Source organism: Phytohabitans sp. LZ39 (genome assembly GCF_059359075.1).
The window spans coordinates 514598-531068 of the sequence record NZ_JCADBM010000002.1; the positions used below are offsets into that span (position 1 = coordinate 514598).

Consider the following 16471-nt stretch of genomic DNA (forward strand, 5'->3'; position numbering starts at 1 on the left):
AAAGGCTCAGCCCATGAAGCGCCCACGCTGGTCCCGGCTGACCATCCGGGCACGCCTCACGCTCGTCTACGGCGGGCTCTTCCTGGTCGCCGGCGTGCTGCTGCTCGGCGTCACCTACGCGCTCATCGCCCAGCGGATGCCCCGTGGTGAGCGGATCACCAACTTCCAGGGCTCGGCGGAGGCACCACCGCCCACGGCTCTCCCGCCCGGGCCCGGCGGGACGTTCGAAGCGAAGATCGTCGGGGACACCTGGGACGACGCGCTCAACGCCCTGCTCACCCAGGGCGGGATCGCCCTTCTCATGGCCGGTGTCGCGGCGACCGCGCTCGGCTGGCTCATCGCCGGCCGGCTGCTCCAGCCGCTGCACCGGATGACCGAGACGGCCGCCCGGATCGCCGACGCCCCCGCCGCCGGCAGCGGCCTGCACGAGCGGATCGCCCTGGACGGCCCGCACGACGAGGTGAAGAAGCTGGCGGACACGTTCGACGTGATGCTGGAACGGCTCGACCGGTCCTTCGACGGCCAGCGGCGGTTCGTCGCCAACGCCTCGCACGAGCTGCGTACCCCGCTCACGCTCAACCGGGCGCTGCTGGAGGTGGCCGTACACCGCCGGGCCGCCTCGCCGGAGCTGCGCCAGCTGGGCGAGACACTGCTGGAGATCAACGGCCGCCACGAGCGCCTGCTGGACGGGCTGCTCGTGCTGGCCCGCTCCGAGCGCGAGGTGACCGAGCGCTCCTATGTGGACCTGGCGGACGTCGTCGAGCACGTGGCCGAACAGGCGAAGCAGGGCCCGGTCACGATCCTCACCGAGCCCGGCTCGGCCCCCACAGCCGGCAACCCGGTGCTGCTGGAGCGCCTCGTGCAAAACCTCGTGGAGAACGGCCTCCGGTACAACGTGCCGGCGGACGGCTGGGTCGGCATCACCAGCGACACGCACCCGGACGGCTCAGTGGTGCTCGTCGTCAGCAACACCGGGCCGGTCGTGGCGTCGTACGAGGTGTCCCGCCTCTTCGAGCCGTTTCACCGCCTCGACGGCGACCGGATCGGGCCGACCGCGCCCGGCGCCGGGCTGGGCCTGTCGATCGTGCGGGCCGTTGCCCGGGCGCACGGCGGCGACGCCACCGCGCGGCCGCGCGAGGGCGGTGGCCTGGTGGTGACGGTCACCCTTCCCGGCGCGCCAGGGCCGGGCGAAACCTAGGAAGACGTCGCCTTCAGCGCCGCACGAGCGACCTGCGGGCGGAGCCAGGCCCAGGCGACCGCGATCACCAGCGCCAGGACGAGGAACGCGCCGGGCAGCTTGGTCAGTGCGGCCACCCCCAGCCCGTTCGGCAGCGTCAGGAACGTGAGCGCGCCGGTGGCGACCGCGAGCCAGCGACGCACCGGTGCCCGCGCCGCCGCGGCGAGTACGGCCAGCGCGGTGAGGGCGTACCAGGGATAGAAGATCGGCGACAGGAGCGCGAGCGCGGCGAGTGCGGCACCGCAGTGCAGCACGACGGCACGCGTGTCGGTGCGCCGCCGCCACGCGCCGACCACAAGTGCGGCGAGCGCCAGCGCCAGGAGCCCGAGGCCGGCCAGGCGCGCCGCGAGCACCGCGTCGTCCGCGCCCTCGCCGGCGCCGAACCCGCGCAGCAGGTACCCGACGCTCATCCCGACGCCGGTCGGCACGGATGTCCACTGTGTCTGGTCGGTGGCGCCGCCGAGGGCGCCGACCCAGCCGAGCCCGCCCAGCAGTGACGCGGCGGCGAAGGCCGCGGCGGCCACGCCGGCGACCAGCCACCGGCGTACCGGGCGGGCCAAGAGCAGCACCGCGAACGGCAGCGCCACCACCGCGGTCACCTTGACCGCGACCGCCAGTCCCAGCGCGAGGCCGGCGCTCGTGGGCTTTCCGGTCGCGGCGGCGGCCAAGCCCGCCACCACGAGGCCGGCGAGGAGGGCGTCGTAGTGTGCGCCGGCGATCGCGTGTACGGCCACCAGCGGTGTGCACACGCCGAGCCAGGCGGCGCGGACCGGCTCGACCCCGCAGGTGCGGGCGAGCCGCGGCAGGGCGACGGCGGCGAGCACCATCCCGCCGGCCGCGACGAGCCGCAGCGCGCCGACCGTCGCGAGCAGGCCGCCGCCGAGCCAGGCGGCGCCGGCCGCGAGGGCGATCGCGACCGGGCCGTACGGCGCTGTCTCGTCCCGCCACACCGGCGCCACGGCCGCCACCCAGGGGCACCCACCGCCGGCCGGGCTCAGCGTGTACGGGTCGGCGCCGCTCGCGTACAGCCAGCCCTGGCAGGCGTACGAGTAGACGTCGCGGCTGCCCAGCGGCGCGGCCACGAGCAGGGGCAGCGCCCACAGCGCGCCGGTGACCGCCAGCCCGCGGGCGCCCACCTCTCCGGCCCGTACCATCGCGCCGAGCCGCCACCAGGCCGCGACGAGCCCGACCATGCCCACCAGGCACGCGGCGAGCCCGATCTGGAACGGCACGGGGGTGGCGCCGAGGCCGAGCCGGCGCAGCTCCGGGCCGGGGTCGCCGCCGGGGAGCGCGCCCGCCGCGTACGAGCCGGCGGCGACGAGCACGGCGGCGGCGAGCCCGAGCCAGCGGGTCACGCCGCCCGCCATACCGCGAGCACCTCGTCCCGATGGTGGCCGGTCGGGCGGCTGTCCCGGATCTCGTGCCACCGCATGACGAGTCGCACCTCGACCACCGGAGGCGCGCCCGGGTGCCGCCGCGCGTACGCCTCGGCGATCTCCGCCAGCAGGGCCGGCTCGGCGACGTACCGATCCTGCTTGGCCTCCACCTCGGCGCGGCGGATCCCGGTCTCGATCTGCCCGAGCGGTGTCGCCGCACCGGTCGCGAGCGTGCCCTCGACGCGCGGGTCGGGCGCGTCGTCGTCCGGCGGGTTGACACCGGCGTACATGCGGAACGGCGCGAACGGGAAGCCGTCGTCGGAGCCCCAGAAGGTGCCGGCGAACAGCAGCGCCAGCCCGGCGACCGTGGCCAGGACACGCACCGAGACGCCGACCCTACCCACGGGGTCAGCCTTCCGCCCGCAGGTGACGGGAGGCTGAAGGCCGAACGACGTGAGGGACAATCAGCTCATGACCGACTCGACAATGGTGGTGGAGGACCGGCCGGCGAGCCGGTTCGAGGTGTTGCTGGACGGCCAGGCGGCGGGCTTCGTGGCGTACCGGCGAAACGGGTCCTCGATCTCCTTCACCCACACCGAGATCGACGAGCGGTTCGAGGGGCGCGGCCTCGGCTCGGTGCTCGTGCGCGGCGCGCTCGACGCGGCCCGGTCGGAAGGAGTGGCGGTGCTGCCGTTCTGTCCGTTTGTGCGGCGCTACATCTCCCGGCACCAGGAGTACCTGGATCTGGTGCCGGTCGATCAGCGGGCCCGCTTCGAGCTGCCCGCGCACAACGGGGAGGGCGAAAAGTGACGGTGTTGAGCGGGCTCGTGGAGGTCACCACCGACGAGGAACTCACCGAGCTCGTCGGCGGCGCACCGAAGGCGGCCGTGGTCGACAAGGTGCGGTCCGCGCTGGAGGACACGCACCGGCAGTGGCTGGCGGCGTCGCCCTTCTGCCTGATCGCCACCGCGGACGCGGAGGGTAACTGCGACGTCTCGCCCAAGGGCGACCCGCCCGGGTTCACGCTTGTGCTCGACGACACCACCATCGCGATCCCGGACCGGCCGGGCAACCGCCGTGCCGACGGCTTCCGCAACGTGCTGAGCAACCCGCACGTCGGGCTCGTCTTCCTGATCCCCGGACGCGGCGACACACTGCGCGTCAACGGGCGGGCCCGGCTGGTGCGGGACGCGCCGTTCTTCGACGAGATGGTGGTCAAGGGGCACCGGCCGCGGCTCGCGCTCGTGGTCGAGATCGAGCAGGTCTTCTTCCACTGCGCGAAGGCGTTCATGCGCTCGAAGCTGTGGCAGCCGGAGACGTGGGATCCGAACTCGTTGCCCTCTCGGGCACGGATCGTGCAGTGCGTCGAGCGCCCGAACGACTCGATCGAGGTGCTGGAAAAGCACTACGGCCCCGAGTACGCGAAGGGCCTTTACGAAGCGTGAGTGTCTAATTTGTACTGAGTAACATCACGAGAAGGTCACAACCGGCCTGGGGGCAGTGACACCCATTGTCAGGAAGCGAAGGATCTCGCCTGTCGCGCCCTGCACAACAGGGCTCCTGTCTCCGGAGGAACGGTACGTGAGAAAACTCCCCAAGTGGGGGCGGCGTAGCGCTGCCTTGCTGCTCGCGTCGGGCGTAGCGGTAGGTATGACGCTCGCGGGTCTTCCCTCGCCCGCCAGCGCCGACCCGACGGACCCATCCGAAAGCCTCAAGACCGCGCCAGCGGACACCCTTGACTCGCACGACGCCGACCTGCTCGCCCAGGCCAAGGCGAAGGGTGAGCAGCACGTCATGCTCATCGTCGCGACCGACAAGGGCGACGCCGAGGAGGTCGCGACCGAGCTCACCAAGCTGGGCGGCAACGTCGCCAAGCGGTACGACTCGATCGGCTACGTCCGCGCCCGCGTGCCCACCGGGCTGGTGGAGAAGGCCGCGAAGCTGCCCGGCGTCGCCGCCGTCGACCTCAACGAGTCGATCCCGCTGCCGGACCCGACCCTGGAGGACAAGACCGCCGCGAAGGGCGCCACGGCGCAGGCGGTCGCCGGCCCCGGCCCCGACACCCCGGCCGCGAACCCCTTCATGCCGACGCACGAGACCGGCGCCGTCAAGTTCAAGCAGCAGCACCCGACGTGGGACGGCCGCGGCGTGACGATCGGCGTCCTCGACTCCGGTGTCGACCTCGACAACCCCGCCCTCCAGACCACCAGCACGGGTGAGCGGAAGATCGTCGACTGGTTCACCGCGACCGACCCCATCTTCGACCCGGACGGCACCTGGCGGGCCATGCTCACCACGGTGACCGGGCCGTCCTTCACGTTCGCGGGCGCCACCTGGACCGCGCCGGAGGGCTCCTACAGGATCAACCGGTTCAACGAGCGGAGCACGATCGGTGGCGACCCCAACGGAGACGTGAACCGCGACGGTGACCAGGCCGACCTCTTCGGCGTGCTGTACGACCCGGTGAGCCACGACATCCGTGTGGACACCAACCAGAACCTGAACTTCACCGACGACGCCGTCATGCGGCCGTACAAGGAGAAGTTCGACGTCGGCCACTTCGGTACGGACAACCCGGCCACCGCGGTGCGCGAGCAGATGCCGTTCACGGTCGAGTTCCGCGAGGACGTCGACACCACCCCGGCTGGCCTGCCGGGCGTCGCCGACTTCGTCAACATCGGCCTGGTGGAGAGCTCGCACGGCTCGCACGTCGCCGGCATCACCGCGGCGAACGACATGCTCGGCAACGCGAACTTCGACGGCGCCGCACCCGGCGCGAAGATCGTTTCCGGCCGGGCCTGCAACTGGACCGGTGGCTGCACCGCCGCGGCGCTCGTCGACGGCATGGCCGACCTGGTCATCAACCGCGGCGTCGACGTGGTCAACATGTCGATCGGCGGCCTGCCGGCCTTCAACGACGGCGGCAACGCCCGCGCCCAGCTCTACAACCGCCTGATCAACGACTACGGCATCCAGCTGGTCATCTCGGCCGGCAACGACGGCCCGGGCGTCAACTCGGTCGGCGACCCCGGGGTGGCCTCCGACGTGATCGCCGTGGCGGCCAGCATCAGCAAGGAAACCTGGCTGGCCAACTACGGCGCGGTCGTGCGGAAGAAGAACGCGCTGTTCAACTTCTCCTCGCGCGGTCCCCGTGAGGACGGCGGGTACAAGCCGAACATCACCGCGCCGGGCGCGGCGATCTCGACCGGCCCCATGTGGCAGCCGGGCGGGCCGGTGGCCGAGGCGGGCTACCAGCTGCCGCCGGGCCTCCTGATGGCGAACGGCACCTCGATGTCCTCGCCGCAGACGGCGGGCGCGGTGGCGCTGCTGCTGTCCGCGGCCAAGGCCACCGACCGGGGCGTCACCCCGGCCGGCCTGCGTCGGGCGCTCTACAGCTCGGCGAAGTGGATCGACGGCGTGCCGGCGTACGGCCAGGGCACCGGCATGGTCAACGTGCCGGGCGCGTGGCAGCTGCTGCGCGGCCCAGTGGAGACCCGCACGTACACCTCGTCGGCGCCGGTCTGCACCGAGCTGTCCGGCTTCCTGACCCCGCCCGGCCAGGGCACCGGCATCTACAACCGGTGCGCCGCGGGTGACGGCGGGCAGAGGGCCGGCGTGAACAAGTCGTACACGGTCAAGCTGACCCGTACGAGCGGCCCGAACAGGAACATCCGGCACGAGCTGAGCTGGCTCGGCAACGACGGTACGTTCTCGGCACCGCGCAACGTCGTGCTGCCGCTGAACAAGACCGTCAGCATCACCGTCAACGCGAAGCCGTCGGTGGGCGCGCACGGCGCGATCCTGCGGGTCGACGACCCCGCGACGTCCGTCGTGGACTACGAGGTGCTCAACACGGTCGTCGTGTCCAACGAGGTGAAGAAGCCGAACTACTCGTTCAGCGCGGCGGGCGAGGTGGACCGGAACTCGTTCCAGACCTACTTCGTCACCGTGCCCGAGGGTGCGGACGCGCTCCAGGTCAACCTCTCCGGCATCGCGACCGGTTCGCAGACCCGCTTCATCACGTTCAACCCGCACGGCGTGCGGCAGGAGGACAACAGCAGCCCGTTCTGCTACACGAACTTCTCCGACGCGGCCGTCTGCAAGCCGCAGGAACGGTCGTACGAGAACCCGGTGCCGGGCGTGTGGGAGATCGAGGTCGAGTCGCGGCGTACGTCGCCGGCGCTCAACAACCCGTACCAGATCACCGCGCGGGTGCAGGGCGTCAAGGTGGAGCCGCCGGTCGTCGAGCTGCCGAGCGTGGCGGCTGGCCAGCCCAACCCGGTCAGCTGGAAGGTGACCAACGAGTTCGGCCCGATCAACGTGTCCGCGCAGGGCGGCCCGCTCGGCAGCCTCTCGGTGCAGCGTCCGACCATCGCCGACGGCGAGGTGCAGACGTTCGAGCTGGTGGTGCCGGTCGGCGCGACAAGGCTGGACGTGCGGATCGGCAACCCGAGCGACCCCGGTGCCGACCTCGACCTGTACGTGTTCCGTGACGGCACGCAGGTCGACTTCGACGCCGACGGCGACTCCGAGGAGTCGGTGTCGATCCCGAACCCGCAGGCTGGCACGTACACGATCGAGATCGACGGGTTCGCCGTGCCGGCGGGCACGACGGCCTACGACTACCGCGACACATTCTTCGCGGCGTCGCTGGGCAACATCTCGGTGCCGGCGACGGTCGTGCCGCTGGCCAACGGCGCGTCGACGACGATCAACGGCACGGTCACCGTCAACTCGGTGCCGGCCGGTGGTCGCACGCTCCTCGGCGAGGCCCTCATCGTGACCGACGAGGGCGCCGTGGTCGGCCGCGCAGGCGTGTCGATCGGCTCGGTCAGCTAGCTCGACCGCTGTACCCGACTCGGGGCGTCCTCGTCATGAGGGCGCCCCGAGTTGCCTTGACGGGGGACCATGGTCCTATGTCGTTTTTGACTCGATGGTGGGCGCGCGCGACGGCCGTGCTCATCGGCATGATGGCGGCGGTGCTCGTGCCGGCCGCGGCGTGGGCCGCCGACAACGAGGTCGTCCTGGAGGCGGCCCGGCGCCGGCCGCGCTTGGGCGGCTTCGGCCTCTTCGCCGGCCTCTGCTGCCTGGTCGTGGTGGCGATCCTGGTGCTCGGCCTGCTGGCCCTGACCCGAGGCCGCCGCAACAAGGGCCACTGACCCAGCCCAACCCGACCCGAACCGACCCGACCCGGGCTCAACCCGACCCGAACCGGGCTCAACCCGGCCCGAGCCCGGCCCAACCCGACCCGAACCCGGGCCCGAGCCCGGCCCGAACCCGGGCCCCAGCCCGGCCCGAACCCGGGCCCCAGCCCGGCCCGGCCCCGAACCCGGCCCCAAGAGGGCAGCCCTCTTGGGGATGAATTCTGAGCAGGGCTCCCGTATACCCGTCCAGACGGTGACAGGGTTGCCCTCTTGGGGAGGACCGGCGGGGCTTGTCTCGCGGACCCGGCAGCGGAGGTCGGGGATTTCGGCGAGCGTCAGCTCGCCGCCGACCTCCGCGGTCTCCGGCGGGAGCGGCGGTCTACAGCTGCCGCGGACCCGGGCAAATCAGCGTTGGATCTTGTCCTACTCGCCCTTGGCGCGGTGCTTCCAGCGGAGGCGAAACGGCATGACGGCGCTTTCGACCTTCGTGCGGGTGGTCATCTTGGAGGCGCCGCTGGTGCGCTCCTCGAACCGGATCGGCACCTCGATGATCGTGTGTCCGAGCTGGGTGGCCAGGTAGTGCATCTCCACCTGGAAGCTGTAGCCGTTTGACTGGACGCGGTCGAGGCCGATGTCGCGCAGCACGTCGGCCCGCCACACCTTGAAGCCCGCGGTGAGGTCGCGGATCCGCACGTTGAGCAGGGTGTGCACGTAGAAGTTGGCCCAGCCGCTGAGCGCGCGGCGGTAGAAGGGCCAGTTTTCGTCGAGCTGCCCACCCGGCACGTAGCGGGAGCCGATCACCACGCCGGCCCGGGTGGCCATGAGCGTGCCGAGCAGGCCGGGGACCGCCTCCGGGGGGTGCGACAGGTCGGCGTCCATCTGCGCCACGTACTCCGCGCCGGCGTCGAGCGCCCGGCCTATGCCGTCGACGTACGCCCGGCCGAGACCCTCCTTGCCCGCCCGGTGCACCACGGTCACCCGCCCGGGGTTTTCCGCCGCGAGCTTGTCGGCGACCTCGCCGGTGCCGTCGGGGGAGTTGTCGTCGGCGATCAGCACGTGCAGCCCGGGGAGGGGCAGCGCGAGGAGCCGCTCGGCAAGTCGGGGCAGGTTGTCCACCTCGTTGTACGTGGGAACGACGACCGTCAATTTCGCGTCGCGCCACGGGGCGGGCAACTCGACAGCATTTGTCACCGCGTTAGGGTAGCGCTCTACCGAGGGGCGGATCGAGGAGCACCAAGTGGAGCTGCTGCACTCCGGCAAGGTCCGGGACGTTTACGCGGACGGTGACGACCTGATCCTGGTCGCTTCCGACCGCGTGTCCGTCTACGACGTCGTGCTGCCGACCCCGATTCCGGACAAGGGCGCGGTGCTCACGCGGCTCTCGTTGTGGTGGTTCGAGCAGTTCGCCGACATCGTGCCGCATCACGTGATTTCGGCTACCGACGTGCCGCCGGAGTTCGCCGGGCGGGCGATCCGGTGCCGCCGGCTGCGGATGGTGCCGGTCGAGTGCATCGCGCGGGGCTACCTCACCGGCCTGGGGCTCAAGGAGTACGAGAAGTCGGGCTCGGTCTCCGGGGTGCCGCTGCCGGCCGGGCTCGTCGAGGCCGACCGCCTGCCGGAGCCGATCTTCACGCCGACCACGAAGGCGCCGGTCGGGGAGCACGACGAGTTCATCACGTACGACGACGTGGCGGCCGAGGTGGGTGCGGAGACCGCCGAAGAGCTGCGGCGGATCACGCTCGCGGTGTACCGGCGCGGAGCCGAGATCGCCGCCGACCGCGGGATCGTGATCGCCGACACCAAGCTGGAGCTGGGCTGGGCGCCTGACGGTTCGCTCGTGCTCGGCGACGAGGTGCTGACGCCGGATTCGTCCCGGTTCTGGGCGGCCGACTCGTGGCAGCCTGGCAGGGCACAGTTCTCGTTCGACAAGCAGTTCGTGCGCGACTGGGCCACGGGCACCGGGTGGGACAAGCGGTCGCCCGCCCCCGAGGTGCCAGCCGACGTGGTGGCGGCCACCCGGGCGCGATACATCGACGTCTACGAGCGGCTGACCGGGCTCGCCTGGTAGCGACGCGGGCGCCCCGCCCGCGTCGTCCCCCGCGCGCTCCGGCCCCCGCCGGGGCGAGGGCCGGAGTCCTGAGAGCGATCTCTCAGGGGCGGCGCCACTTCTGGTTGGCGCCGCCGGTGCAGGTCCAGATGTGTAGCCGGGTGCCGTCGGCCGAACTGACCCCGCTCGCGTCGAGGCACTTGTTGGAGCTGACGTTGACGATGTCGCCGTCCGCCTCGACCCGCCACTGCTGGGCGCCCGTGCCGTTGCAGTCGTACAACTGCACCGGCGTGCCGTCCGCGGTGCCGGCGGCGGTCACGTCCATGCACTTGCCCAGCGCGCGGAGCGAGGAGTTGGCGCCGTTGGTCCAGCTCTGCGCGGCGGTGCCGTTGCAGGTCCAGAGCTGCACCGCGGTGCCGTTGGCGGAGTTCGCGCCGGCCACGTCGACGCACTTGTCGCCGTAGCCGACGATCGTGCCGCCGCCACCCCCGCCGCCGGTGTCCCACGCGTAGGCCCGTACGTAGTCGACCGTCAGCGTCTGCGGGAAGGTCGTGCTGCCGTCCGGGTAGCCGGGCCAGTGCCCGCCGACCGCGAGGTTGAGGATCAGGAAGAACGGGTGGTTGAAGACCCACTGGTTGCCGTTGAGCGAGGCCGGCGTGATGCGGAAGAACTGGTTTCCGTCCACGTACCAGGTGATCGAGTCGGGCGCCCAGTCGACGGTGAACGTGTGGAACGCGTCCGCGAAACGACCGTTGTTGTAGCCGGCGCCGATGCCGCCGGCGCCCGAGTAGCCCGGCCCGTGCACGGTGCCGTGCGTGGTGTTGGGCTCGCGGCCGATGTTTTCCATGATGTCGATCTCGCCGCTGGCGGGCCAGTTGACCGGCGTGCCGAGCATCCAGAACGCGGGCCAGATGCCCTGCCCGAACGGGAGCTTCATGCGTGCCTCGAAGCGGCCGTACGTCTGCTGGAACGTGCCGGAGGTGAGCAGCCGCGCGGACGTGTACTGGCAGGTGCCGTAGTGGCACTGGAAGTTGGACGGGTTTTCCCGGCGGGCGGTGATGACGAGGTTGCCGGCGCCGTCCAGCGCCGCGTTGCGGGTGCTGTTCGTGTAGTACTGCTGCTCGTTGTTGCCCCAGCCGCTGCCGCCGATGTCGTAGCGCCACTTGCTGCCGTCCGGCGCGCTGCCGGCCGCGCCGTTGAACTCGTCGGACCAGGTCAGGGCCCCGGGCGCGGCGATCGCCGGGCTGCTCGTCGCCGGCACGACGAGGCCGGCCGCCACGAGCGCCAGGACCAACAGGGCTCTCCGCATAGCATCACGCTCCTCGATGTAGTTAACAAACCTTGCAGATCGATGAACACGCTGTCAAGAGAGCGTTTTCTCGGAGCACGTTAGAGGCGATACCGGGCGCTACCGGGCTACCACTTAGGATCCGGGGCGTGCGTGACATCGCGGTGTTCAGCGGAAGTGCCCACCCCGAGTTGGCCGAGGAGATCTGCGCCCATCTGGACGTGCCACTACACCCCGTGCGGGTGTCCCGCTTCGCCAACGACTGCCTCGAGGTACAGCTCGACGCCAACTGCCGGGAACGCGACGTGTTCCTGATCCAGCCGCTCGTGCCGCCCGTACAGGAGCACCTGGTCGAGCTGCTGCTGATGCTCGACGCCGCGCGCGGCGCGTCGGCCGGGCGGATCACCGTGGTGATGCCGCACTACGCGTACGCCCGCTCGGACAAGAAGGACGCGCCGCGCATCTCGATCGGCGCCCGCCTCGTCGCCGACCTGCTGAAGACCGCCGGCGCCGACCGGGTCCTGGCCTTGACGCTCCACTCGCCGCAGGTGCACGGCTTCTTCGGCATGCCGGTCGACCACCTGCACGCGCTGCGCGAGCTCGCCGCCCACTTCCGGCAGTACGACCTGGCCGACGCCGTGGTGGTCTCGCCCGACCTGGGCAACGCCAAGGAGGCCTCGCACTTCGCCCGCATGATCGGCACGCCGGTGGCGGCCGGCGCCAAGCAGCGCTACCCCGACGACCGCGTGCAGATCAGCGCGGTCATCGGCGACGTGGTCGACCGCGACGTGATCGTCCTCGACGACGAGATCGCCAAGGGCAGCACGATGATCGAGCTGATCGACCACCTGCGCGACCTCAAGGTCCGCTCGATCCGCCTCGCCTGCACCCACGGCCTCTTCTCCAGCGGCGCGCTGAACCGGCTCAGCGAGCAGGAGAGCGTGCTGGAGATCGTCTGCACCAACACCGTGCCCATCCCCGCCGACAAGCGCGTGCCGAAGCTGCGCGTGCTCTCCGTGGCGCCGGCGCTGGCCGAGGCGATGCGCCGGATCCACAATGGAGAATCGGTGAGCGCCCTGTTCGGCTAGACGCTTCAAAAATGGATTTGGGCTACCGCGATGTCCGCCGTGGTCCAGACCGTTGCTCCCGCGGCCTCGCCCGTCCGCCGTTGGTCGCGCACACCCTTTTGCTGTCGCGCTGTGCATCCAGGTCGACGGCCGTCTCCGCCCCGGTGGCCCGGGGGGTAGGTGAGGTGTTCGTGGAGTCCTTTGCTCTGCTCCCTTATAGGAGGCGGTGGGCGGGTCAATGGGCCCTTGGGTGTGGGTGCCCCCTATGGGGGAGCAGAGCAAAGGGGATCCGCGCGCAGCCCCGTCCTGGCCGGGCCCGCACGGCCGGGGTGAGCGTGCGGGCGCGGGCGTGCCGGCCCGGGGTGCGGCGCGGGCGTGGGGACGCGTGCGGGAGTGGGCGTGCGGGAGCGGGAGCGGGAGCGGGCGTGCGGCGCGGGCGTGCGGGCCCGGGGGCGGCGCGTTCGGGCGGGCGGGCGCGGGCGGGGTGAGTGTGACCAGCGGCGGACGGGTGAGGCTGCGGGAGCAGCGGTCTGGACCCGATGCCACTCACCGTAAGTTGACCATGGTCTGGTCCGCTGCTGCCGCGGCTTACCCCCTCGCGTTTGGTCGCGGCCTCCGGGAAGAGCCATGATCGTTAGCCCGAAAACCACACGACACGCCGGGACGAGCGCGGGTTTTGGGCTAACGATCATCGAAGCGGTGGTCCGGAGGCTTGAAAGGGGTCACCGCAACCGACAGCGAACGGGTGAGGCCGCGGGAGCAACGGCCTGGACCACGGCGGACATCGCGGTAGCTCAAATCTTCGGAACTGGGCTTCGAGGGTCACGGAGGCGGACCTCAGGCGGCGGGTCACGGAGGCGGGCCTCAGGCGGCGGACCTCACGCGGCGGGCAGCGCGGCGCTGATCCGCACCGTGGTGCCGCTGGGGCCGGTGTCGACCTCCATGCGGTCGCTGAGCTTGCCGGCGAGCCACAGGCCCCAGCCGCCCGGCGTGTCGGCCGCCGGCTTGGCGTCGCCGGACAGCCGGGTCTCGTCGAAGCCCTCGCCGTGATCCGAGACCTCGCAGACCACCTCGTCGCCGCGGCGCCAGAGCCGCAGCCGGCCCTTGCCGCCGCCGTGGCGCACCGCGTTGGTGAGCAGCTCGTTGACCGCGAGCACGAAGTCGTCCAGCCGCTGGCCGACCATGCCCGCCCTGCCCACGCACGACGCGACGGCATGACGCAGCCGGGTGACCTGGCTGCGCTCGAACGTCTCGGTGAGGAGCGGGACCGTGTCGATGGGCCAACCGTACCGAAGGGGCGACACTGTCGCCGGTCGCGAATGGGGTATGGGATGGTCAAGGGGTGCCAAAAAGCACCGCGAAGAGTACGGCCGAGGTCCTCGACCGCCTCGCGCGCACCGAGAGGCTGGCCAACCTCGGCTGGGCGGAGTGGGATCTGACCACCGATACGGTCCATTGGTCCGACCACCTCTTCGAGATCTACGAGCGGGATCGGGCGGCCGGCCCCGCCACCCTCGCGCAGGCCCGGGAGTACGTGGTTCCCGAGGACCTCGGGCGGGTCGACAAGGCGGCGCAGGCCCTGATCGACGACGCGCGGCCGATCGACGTCACGTTTCGGATCACCGTGCCGAGTGGGGTGCGCCACATTCGGGCGATCTTCGAGGCCGAGCGCGGCCGGGACGGGCGGGCCCGCCTGGTCTACGGCATCATCCAGGACGTCAGCGTCTTCGAGGCGGCCGAGCGCGACCGGGCCCGCCTCGCCGACATCGAGGCCGAGTCGGCCGAGCTCCAGGCCAGCCTCCAGACCGAGCACCGGGTCGTGGCCGCGCTCCAGCAGGTGATCCTGCCCGTGCCGGCGGGCGTGGTGCGCCGCCCGGGGCTGCGGGCGGCCGTGCGCTACCAGCCGGCCGAAGAGGTGGCCCGGGTAGGTGGCGACTGGTTCGACCTCGTGCACCTGGCCGGCGACCGCACCCTGCTCGCGGTCGGCGACGTCGCCGGGCACGGCATGCCGGCGGCCGCCACGATGGCCCGGTTGCGGCACGCGCTTCCCGCGCTCGCGGTCACCACCGACGACCCCGCCCAGCTCCTCGGGCACCTCAACCAGATGGTCTGCGACGACCCGTCCGGCCCGACCGCGACGGTCGCGGTGGCCCGCTTCGAGCCGGAGACCTCCTCCGTGACCTGGGCGCAGGCCGGCCACCCGCCGCCGGTGCTGCTCACCTCCGCCGGCGCCGCACCGCTCGACCGGCCGGAGGGCATGCTCCTCGGCGGCCAGCGCGGCTCGGCGTACGAGACGGCGGAAACCCGGCTCGCGCCCGGCGACACCATGCTGATCTACACGGACGGGCTGATCGAGCGGCGCACGTTCGACAGCGACTGGCTCGGCCCGGTGCTGCGGGCGGTCGACGGCGCGGCCGGGCTCCCGCTGCACGCGTTGCTGGCCCGACTCCAGCCGGCCAGCCCGGACGACGACACGTGCGTACTCGCCTTGCGCGCGGTCGTCGATGGCTGAGGAGCCCGCCGGTACGTTCCAGGTGCCGCTGTGGCGGGCCATCGCGGTGTTCCGGTTCGCCTCGATGGCGTACGTGGTGGCGATGGCCGTGTTCAACGTCACCGACTACGCCCACCCGCTCGGCGTGATCCCGGCGCTGGCCGTGCTCGCCGGCTGGTCGGTGGCCGCCACCTACCTGTACGCCCGGCCGGCGTGGCAGGGCTGGCCGCTGCTCGGCACCGACCTGGCGATCACGCTCGTGCTGCTGCTCGCCTCGCCGTGGGTGGTCGGCCGCACCGCGATCGACAACGGCGTACCGTCGCTCGCCGTCGCCTGGCAGGCCTGCCCGGTGCTGGCGTGGGCGGTCTCCGGTGGCCGGCGCCGGGGCGCGATCGCGGCCCTGGTCGTCGGCGCGGCCGACGTCACGGTACGGGCGAAGCTGACCTCCGCCTCGGCCACCGGGCTGATGCTCATGCTGCTCGCCGGCGTGGCCGTGGGGCACGTCGCGCGCCTCGCCGTCGAGTCCGAGCAGCGGCTCCAGCGGGCGGTCGAGCTGGAGGCCGCCACGCGCGAGCGGGAGCGGCTGGCCCGCGGCATCCACGACTCCGTGCTCCAGGTGCTCGCGCTGGTCCAGCGGCGCGGCGCGCACCTGGACGGCGAGGCGGCCGAGCTGGCCCGGCTCGCCGGCGAGCAGGAGGCGGCGCTGCGGGCGCTGGTGAGCGGCCGCACCCCGCGGCAGCGCCTCGGGCCGGAGGTCGACCTCCGCACGGTCCTCGACGGTTTCGCCTCGCCGGCCGTTTCGATCGCCGCGCCCGCCACGCCGGTGCGGCTGCCGGCGTCCGTCGCGCACGAGGTCGGTGCGGCGGTCGGCGCGGCCCTCGACAACGTGGCGCGGCACGGCGGCGGCGCCCGCGCGTGGGTGCTGCTGGAGGAGGAGGCCGGCACGGTCACCGTGTCGGTACGCGACGACGGGCCCGGCATCCCGGCCGGCCGGCTCGCCGAAGCGGCCCGGCAGGGGCGGCTCGGCGTGGCGCAGTCGATCCAGGGCCGGATCGCCGAGCTGGGCGGCAGTGTGGAGATCATCTCGGCGCCTGGGGAGGGCACCGAGGTGGAGCTTCGCCTTAGGGTGGCTCCGTGAGCACTCGGGTCATGGTGGTCGACGACCATCCGATGTGGAGGCAGGGCGTGGCCCGTGACCTGGCCGAGGCCGGATACGACGTGGTGGCGACGACCGGCGAAGGCGGCCAGGCCGTGCGGATCGCGCCCGCGGCCCGGCCCGACGTTGTCGTGCTCGACCTCCAGCTGCCCGACATCTCCGGCGTCGAGGTGATCCGCGGGCTGCTCGCCGCGCTCCCCGGCGTGCGCGTCCTCATGCTCTCGGCCAGCGGCGAGGAGCAGAGCGTGCTCGACGCGGTGAAGGCGGGCGCGACCGGCTACCTGGTCAAGTCGGCGAGCCCCGAGGAGTTTCTCGAGGCGGTGCGCCGCACGGCCGCCGGTGACACGGTCTTCACACCCGGGCTGGCCGGGCTGGTGCTGGGCGAGTACCGCCGGCTGGCCAAGGGCGGTGGGCCGGCCGAAGACGACACCGCCCCGCGGCTCACCGACCGGGAGACCGAGGTGCTGCGCCTGGTGGCGAAGGGCCTGTCGTACAAGCAGATCGCGGCCCGGCTCACCCTCTCCCACCGCACGGTGCAAAACCACGTGCAGAACACGCTCGGCAAGCTCCAGCTGCACAACAGGGTGGAGCTGACCCGGTACGCCATCGAGCGGGGCCTCGACTCGCCCGACTGAGCTATTTCCGCGGGCGCGCAACCGCACGGC

Annotated in this window: 15 protein-coding genes; 10 read left to right on the plus strand and 5 right to left on the minus strand. The window is 72.1% G+C overall.

Features of this window, described 5'->3' with window-relative positions:
• Positions 1 to 13: 13 nt before the first annotated feature.
• Positions 14 to 1198 carry a sensor histidine kinase gene (locus AC5L36_RS06045; RefSeq protein ID WP_441214344.1) on the plus strand — a complete coding sequence of 395 codons (1185 nt, stop codon included), beginning with the start codon at positions 14 to 16 and terminating at the stop codon, positions 1196 to 1198.
• On the opposite strand, the gene mptB is transcribed toward AC5L36_RS06045, so the two are convergent.
• Both mptB and AC5L36_RS06055 read right to left on the minus strand, forming a co-directional pair.
• Positions 1195 to 2592, minus strand: a complete 1398-nt coding sequence (gene mptB / locus AC5L36_RS06050; protein ID WP_441214345.1) for a polyprenol phosphomannose-dependent alpha 1,6 mannosyltransferase MptB — start codon at positions 2590 to 2592, stop codon at positions 1195 to 1197. The genes AC5L36_RS06045 and mptB overlap by 4 nt on opposite strands.
• The gene (locus tag AC5L36_RS06055) at positions 2589 to 3017 is read right to left on the minus strand and encodes a hypothetical protein (protein WP_441214346.1); all 429 of its coding nucleotides are present in this window, start codon (positions 3015 to 3017) and stop codon (positions 2589 to 2591) included. Before AC5L36_RS06055 ends, mptB begins: the two co-directional genes overlap by 4 nt.
• A 67-nt stretch (positions 3018 to 3084) precedes the next feature.
• Between AC5L36_RS06055 and AC5L36_RS06060 the strand changes: the two genes are divergently transcribed.
• From AC5L36_RS06060 to AC5L36_RS06075, 4 genes are all read left to right on the plus strand, one after another.
• Positions 3085 to 3423 carry a GNAT family N-acetyltransferase gene (locus AC5L36_RS06060; protein WP_441214347.1) on the plus strand — a complete coding sequence of 113 codons (339 nt, stop codon included), beginning with the start codon at positions 3085 to 3087 and terminating at the stop codon, positions 3421 to 3423.
• A gap of 5 nt (positions 3424 to 3428) precedes the next feature.
• A complete protein-coding gene (locus AC5L36_RS06065; protein ID WP_441214490.1) occupies positions 3429 to 4058 on the plus strand; it encodes a pyridoxamine 5'-phosphate oxidase family protein in 630 nt (209 codons plus the stop codon).
• A 136-nt stretch (positions 4059 to 4194) separates the two neighbouring features.
• Positions 4195 to 7452: a S8 family serine peptidase gene (locus tag AC5L36_RS06070; protein ID WP_441214348.1), complete on the plus strand. Its 3258-nt coding sequence runs from the start codon at positions 4195 to 4197 to the stop codon at positions 7450 to 7452.
• A gap of 77 nt (positions 7453 to 7529) precedes the next feature.
• On the plus strand, positions 7530 to 7772 hold the full coding sequence (locus tag AC5L36_RS06075) for a hypothetical protein (protein WP_441214349.1): 243 nt from the start codon (positions 7530 to 7532) through the stop codon (positions 7770 to 7772).
• A gap of 408 nt (positions 7773 to 8180) precedes the next feature.
• Here the strand turns inward: AC5L36_RS06075 and AC5L36_RS06080 are convergent, their stop codons facing one another.
• The gene (locus AC5L36_RS06080) at positions 8181 to 8948 is read right to left on the minus strand and encodes a polyprenol monophosphomannose synthase (protein ID WP_441214350.1); all 768 of its coding nucleotides are present in this window, start codon (positions 8946 to 8948) and stop codon (positions 8181 to 8183) included.
• Between the two features lie 31 nt (positions 8949 to 8979).
• On the opposite strand from AC5L36_RS06080, the gene AC5L36_RS06085 reads away from it, so the two are divergent.
• On the plus strand, positions 8980 to 9825 hold the full coding sequence (locus AC5L36_RS06085) for a phosphoribosylaminoimidazolesuccinocarboxamide synthase (protein WP_441214491.1): 846 nt from the start codon (positions 8980 to 8982) through the stop codon (positions 9823 to 9825).
• Positions 9826 to 9907: 82 nt separating this feature from the next.
• Here the strand turns inward: AC5L36_RS06085 and AC5L36_RS06090 are convergent, their stop codons facing one another.
• On the minus strand, positions 9908 to 11113 hold the full coding sequence (locus AC5L36_RS06090; protein ID WP_441214351.1) for a ricin-type beta-trefoil lectin domain protein: 1206 nt from the start codon (positions 11111 to 11113) through the stop codon (positions 9908 to 9910).
• 128 nt (positions 11114 to 11241) lie between these two features.
• Here AC5L36_RS06090 and AC5L36_RS06095 point away from each other — a divergent pair, with 128 nt between their 5' ends.
• On the plus strand, positions 11242 to 12180 hold the full coding sequence (locus AC5L36_RS06095) for a ribose-phosphate diphosphokinase (protein ID WP_441214352.1): 939 nt from the start codon (positions 11242 to 11244) through the stop codon (positions 12178 to 12180).
• An 857-nt stretch (positions 12181 to 13037) separates the two neighbouring features.
• On the opposite strand, the gene AC5L36_RS06100 is transcribed toward AC5L36_RS06095, so the two are convergent.
• Positions 13038 to 13463, minus strand: a complete 426-nt coding sequence (locus tag AC5L36_RS06100) for an ATP-binding protein (RefSeq protein WP_441214353.1) — start codon at positions 13461 to 13463, stop codon at positions 13038 to 13040.
• Between the two features lie 38 nt (positions 13464 to 13501).
• Between AC5L36_RS06100 and AC5L36_RS06105 the strand changes: the two genes are divergently transcribed.
• Genes AC5L36_RS06105 through AC5L36_RS06115 form a run of 3 tightly spaced genes read left to right on the plus strand, consistent with a single transcriptional unit; the run spans position 13502 to position 16441 of the window.
• Positions 13502 to 14671, plus strand: coding sequence for a PP2C family protein-serine/threonine phosphatase (locus AC5L36_RS06105; protein WP_441214354.1), 1170 nt, complete (start codon positions 13502 to 13504; stop codon positions 14669 to 14671).
• Positions 14664 to 15788, plus strand: a complete 1125-nt coding sequence (macS, locus tag AC5L36_RS06110; protein ID WP_441214355.1) for a MacS family sensor histidine kinase — start codon at positions 14664 to 14666, stop codon at positions 15786 to 15788. The genes AC5L36_RS06105 and macS overlap by 8 nt, the downstream gene beginning before the upstream one ends.
• An 11-nt stretch (positions 15789 to 15799) precedes the next feature.
• On the plus strand, positions 15800 to 16441 hold the full coding sequence (locus AC5L36_RS06115; protein ID WP_441214492.1) for a response regulator: 642 nt from the start codon (positions 15800 to 15802) through the stop codon (positions 16439 to 16441).
• Positions 16442 to 16471 lie beyond the last annotated feature (30 nt).

Excerpts from the sequence above, each read along its gene's own strand:
- macS (WP_441214355.1), top strand. The coding sequence starts at position 14,664 with ATGGCTGAGGAGCCCGCCGGTACGTTCCAGGTGCCGCTGTGGCGGGCC.
- AC5L36_RS06090 (WP_441214351.1), bottom strand. The coding sequence starts at position 11,113 with ATGCGGAGAGCCCTGTTGGTCCTGGCGCTCGTGGCGGCCGGCCTCGTC.
- AC5L36_RS06045 (WP_441214344.1), top strand. The coding sequence starts at position 14 with ATGAAGCGCCCACGCTGGTCCCGGCTGACCATCCGGGCACGCCTCACG.
- AC5L36_RS06075 (WP_441214349.1), top strand. The coding sequence starts at position 7,530 with ATGTCGTTTTTGACTCGATGGTGGGCGCGCGCGACGGCCGTGCTCATC.
- AC5L36_RS06115 (WP_441214492.1), top strand. The coding sequence starts at position 15,800 with ATGGTGGTCGACGACCATCCGATGTGGAGGCAGGGCGTGGCCCGTGAC.
- AC5L36_RS06060 (WP_441214347.1), top strand. The coding sequence starts at position 3,085 with ATGACCGACTCGACAATGGTGGTGGAGGACCGGCCGGCGAGCCGGTTC.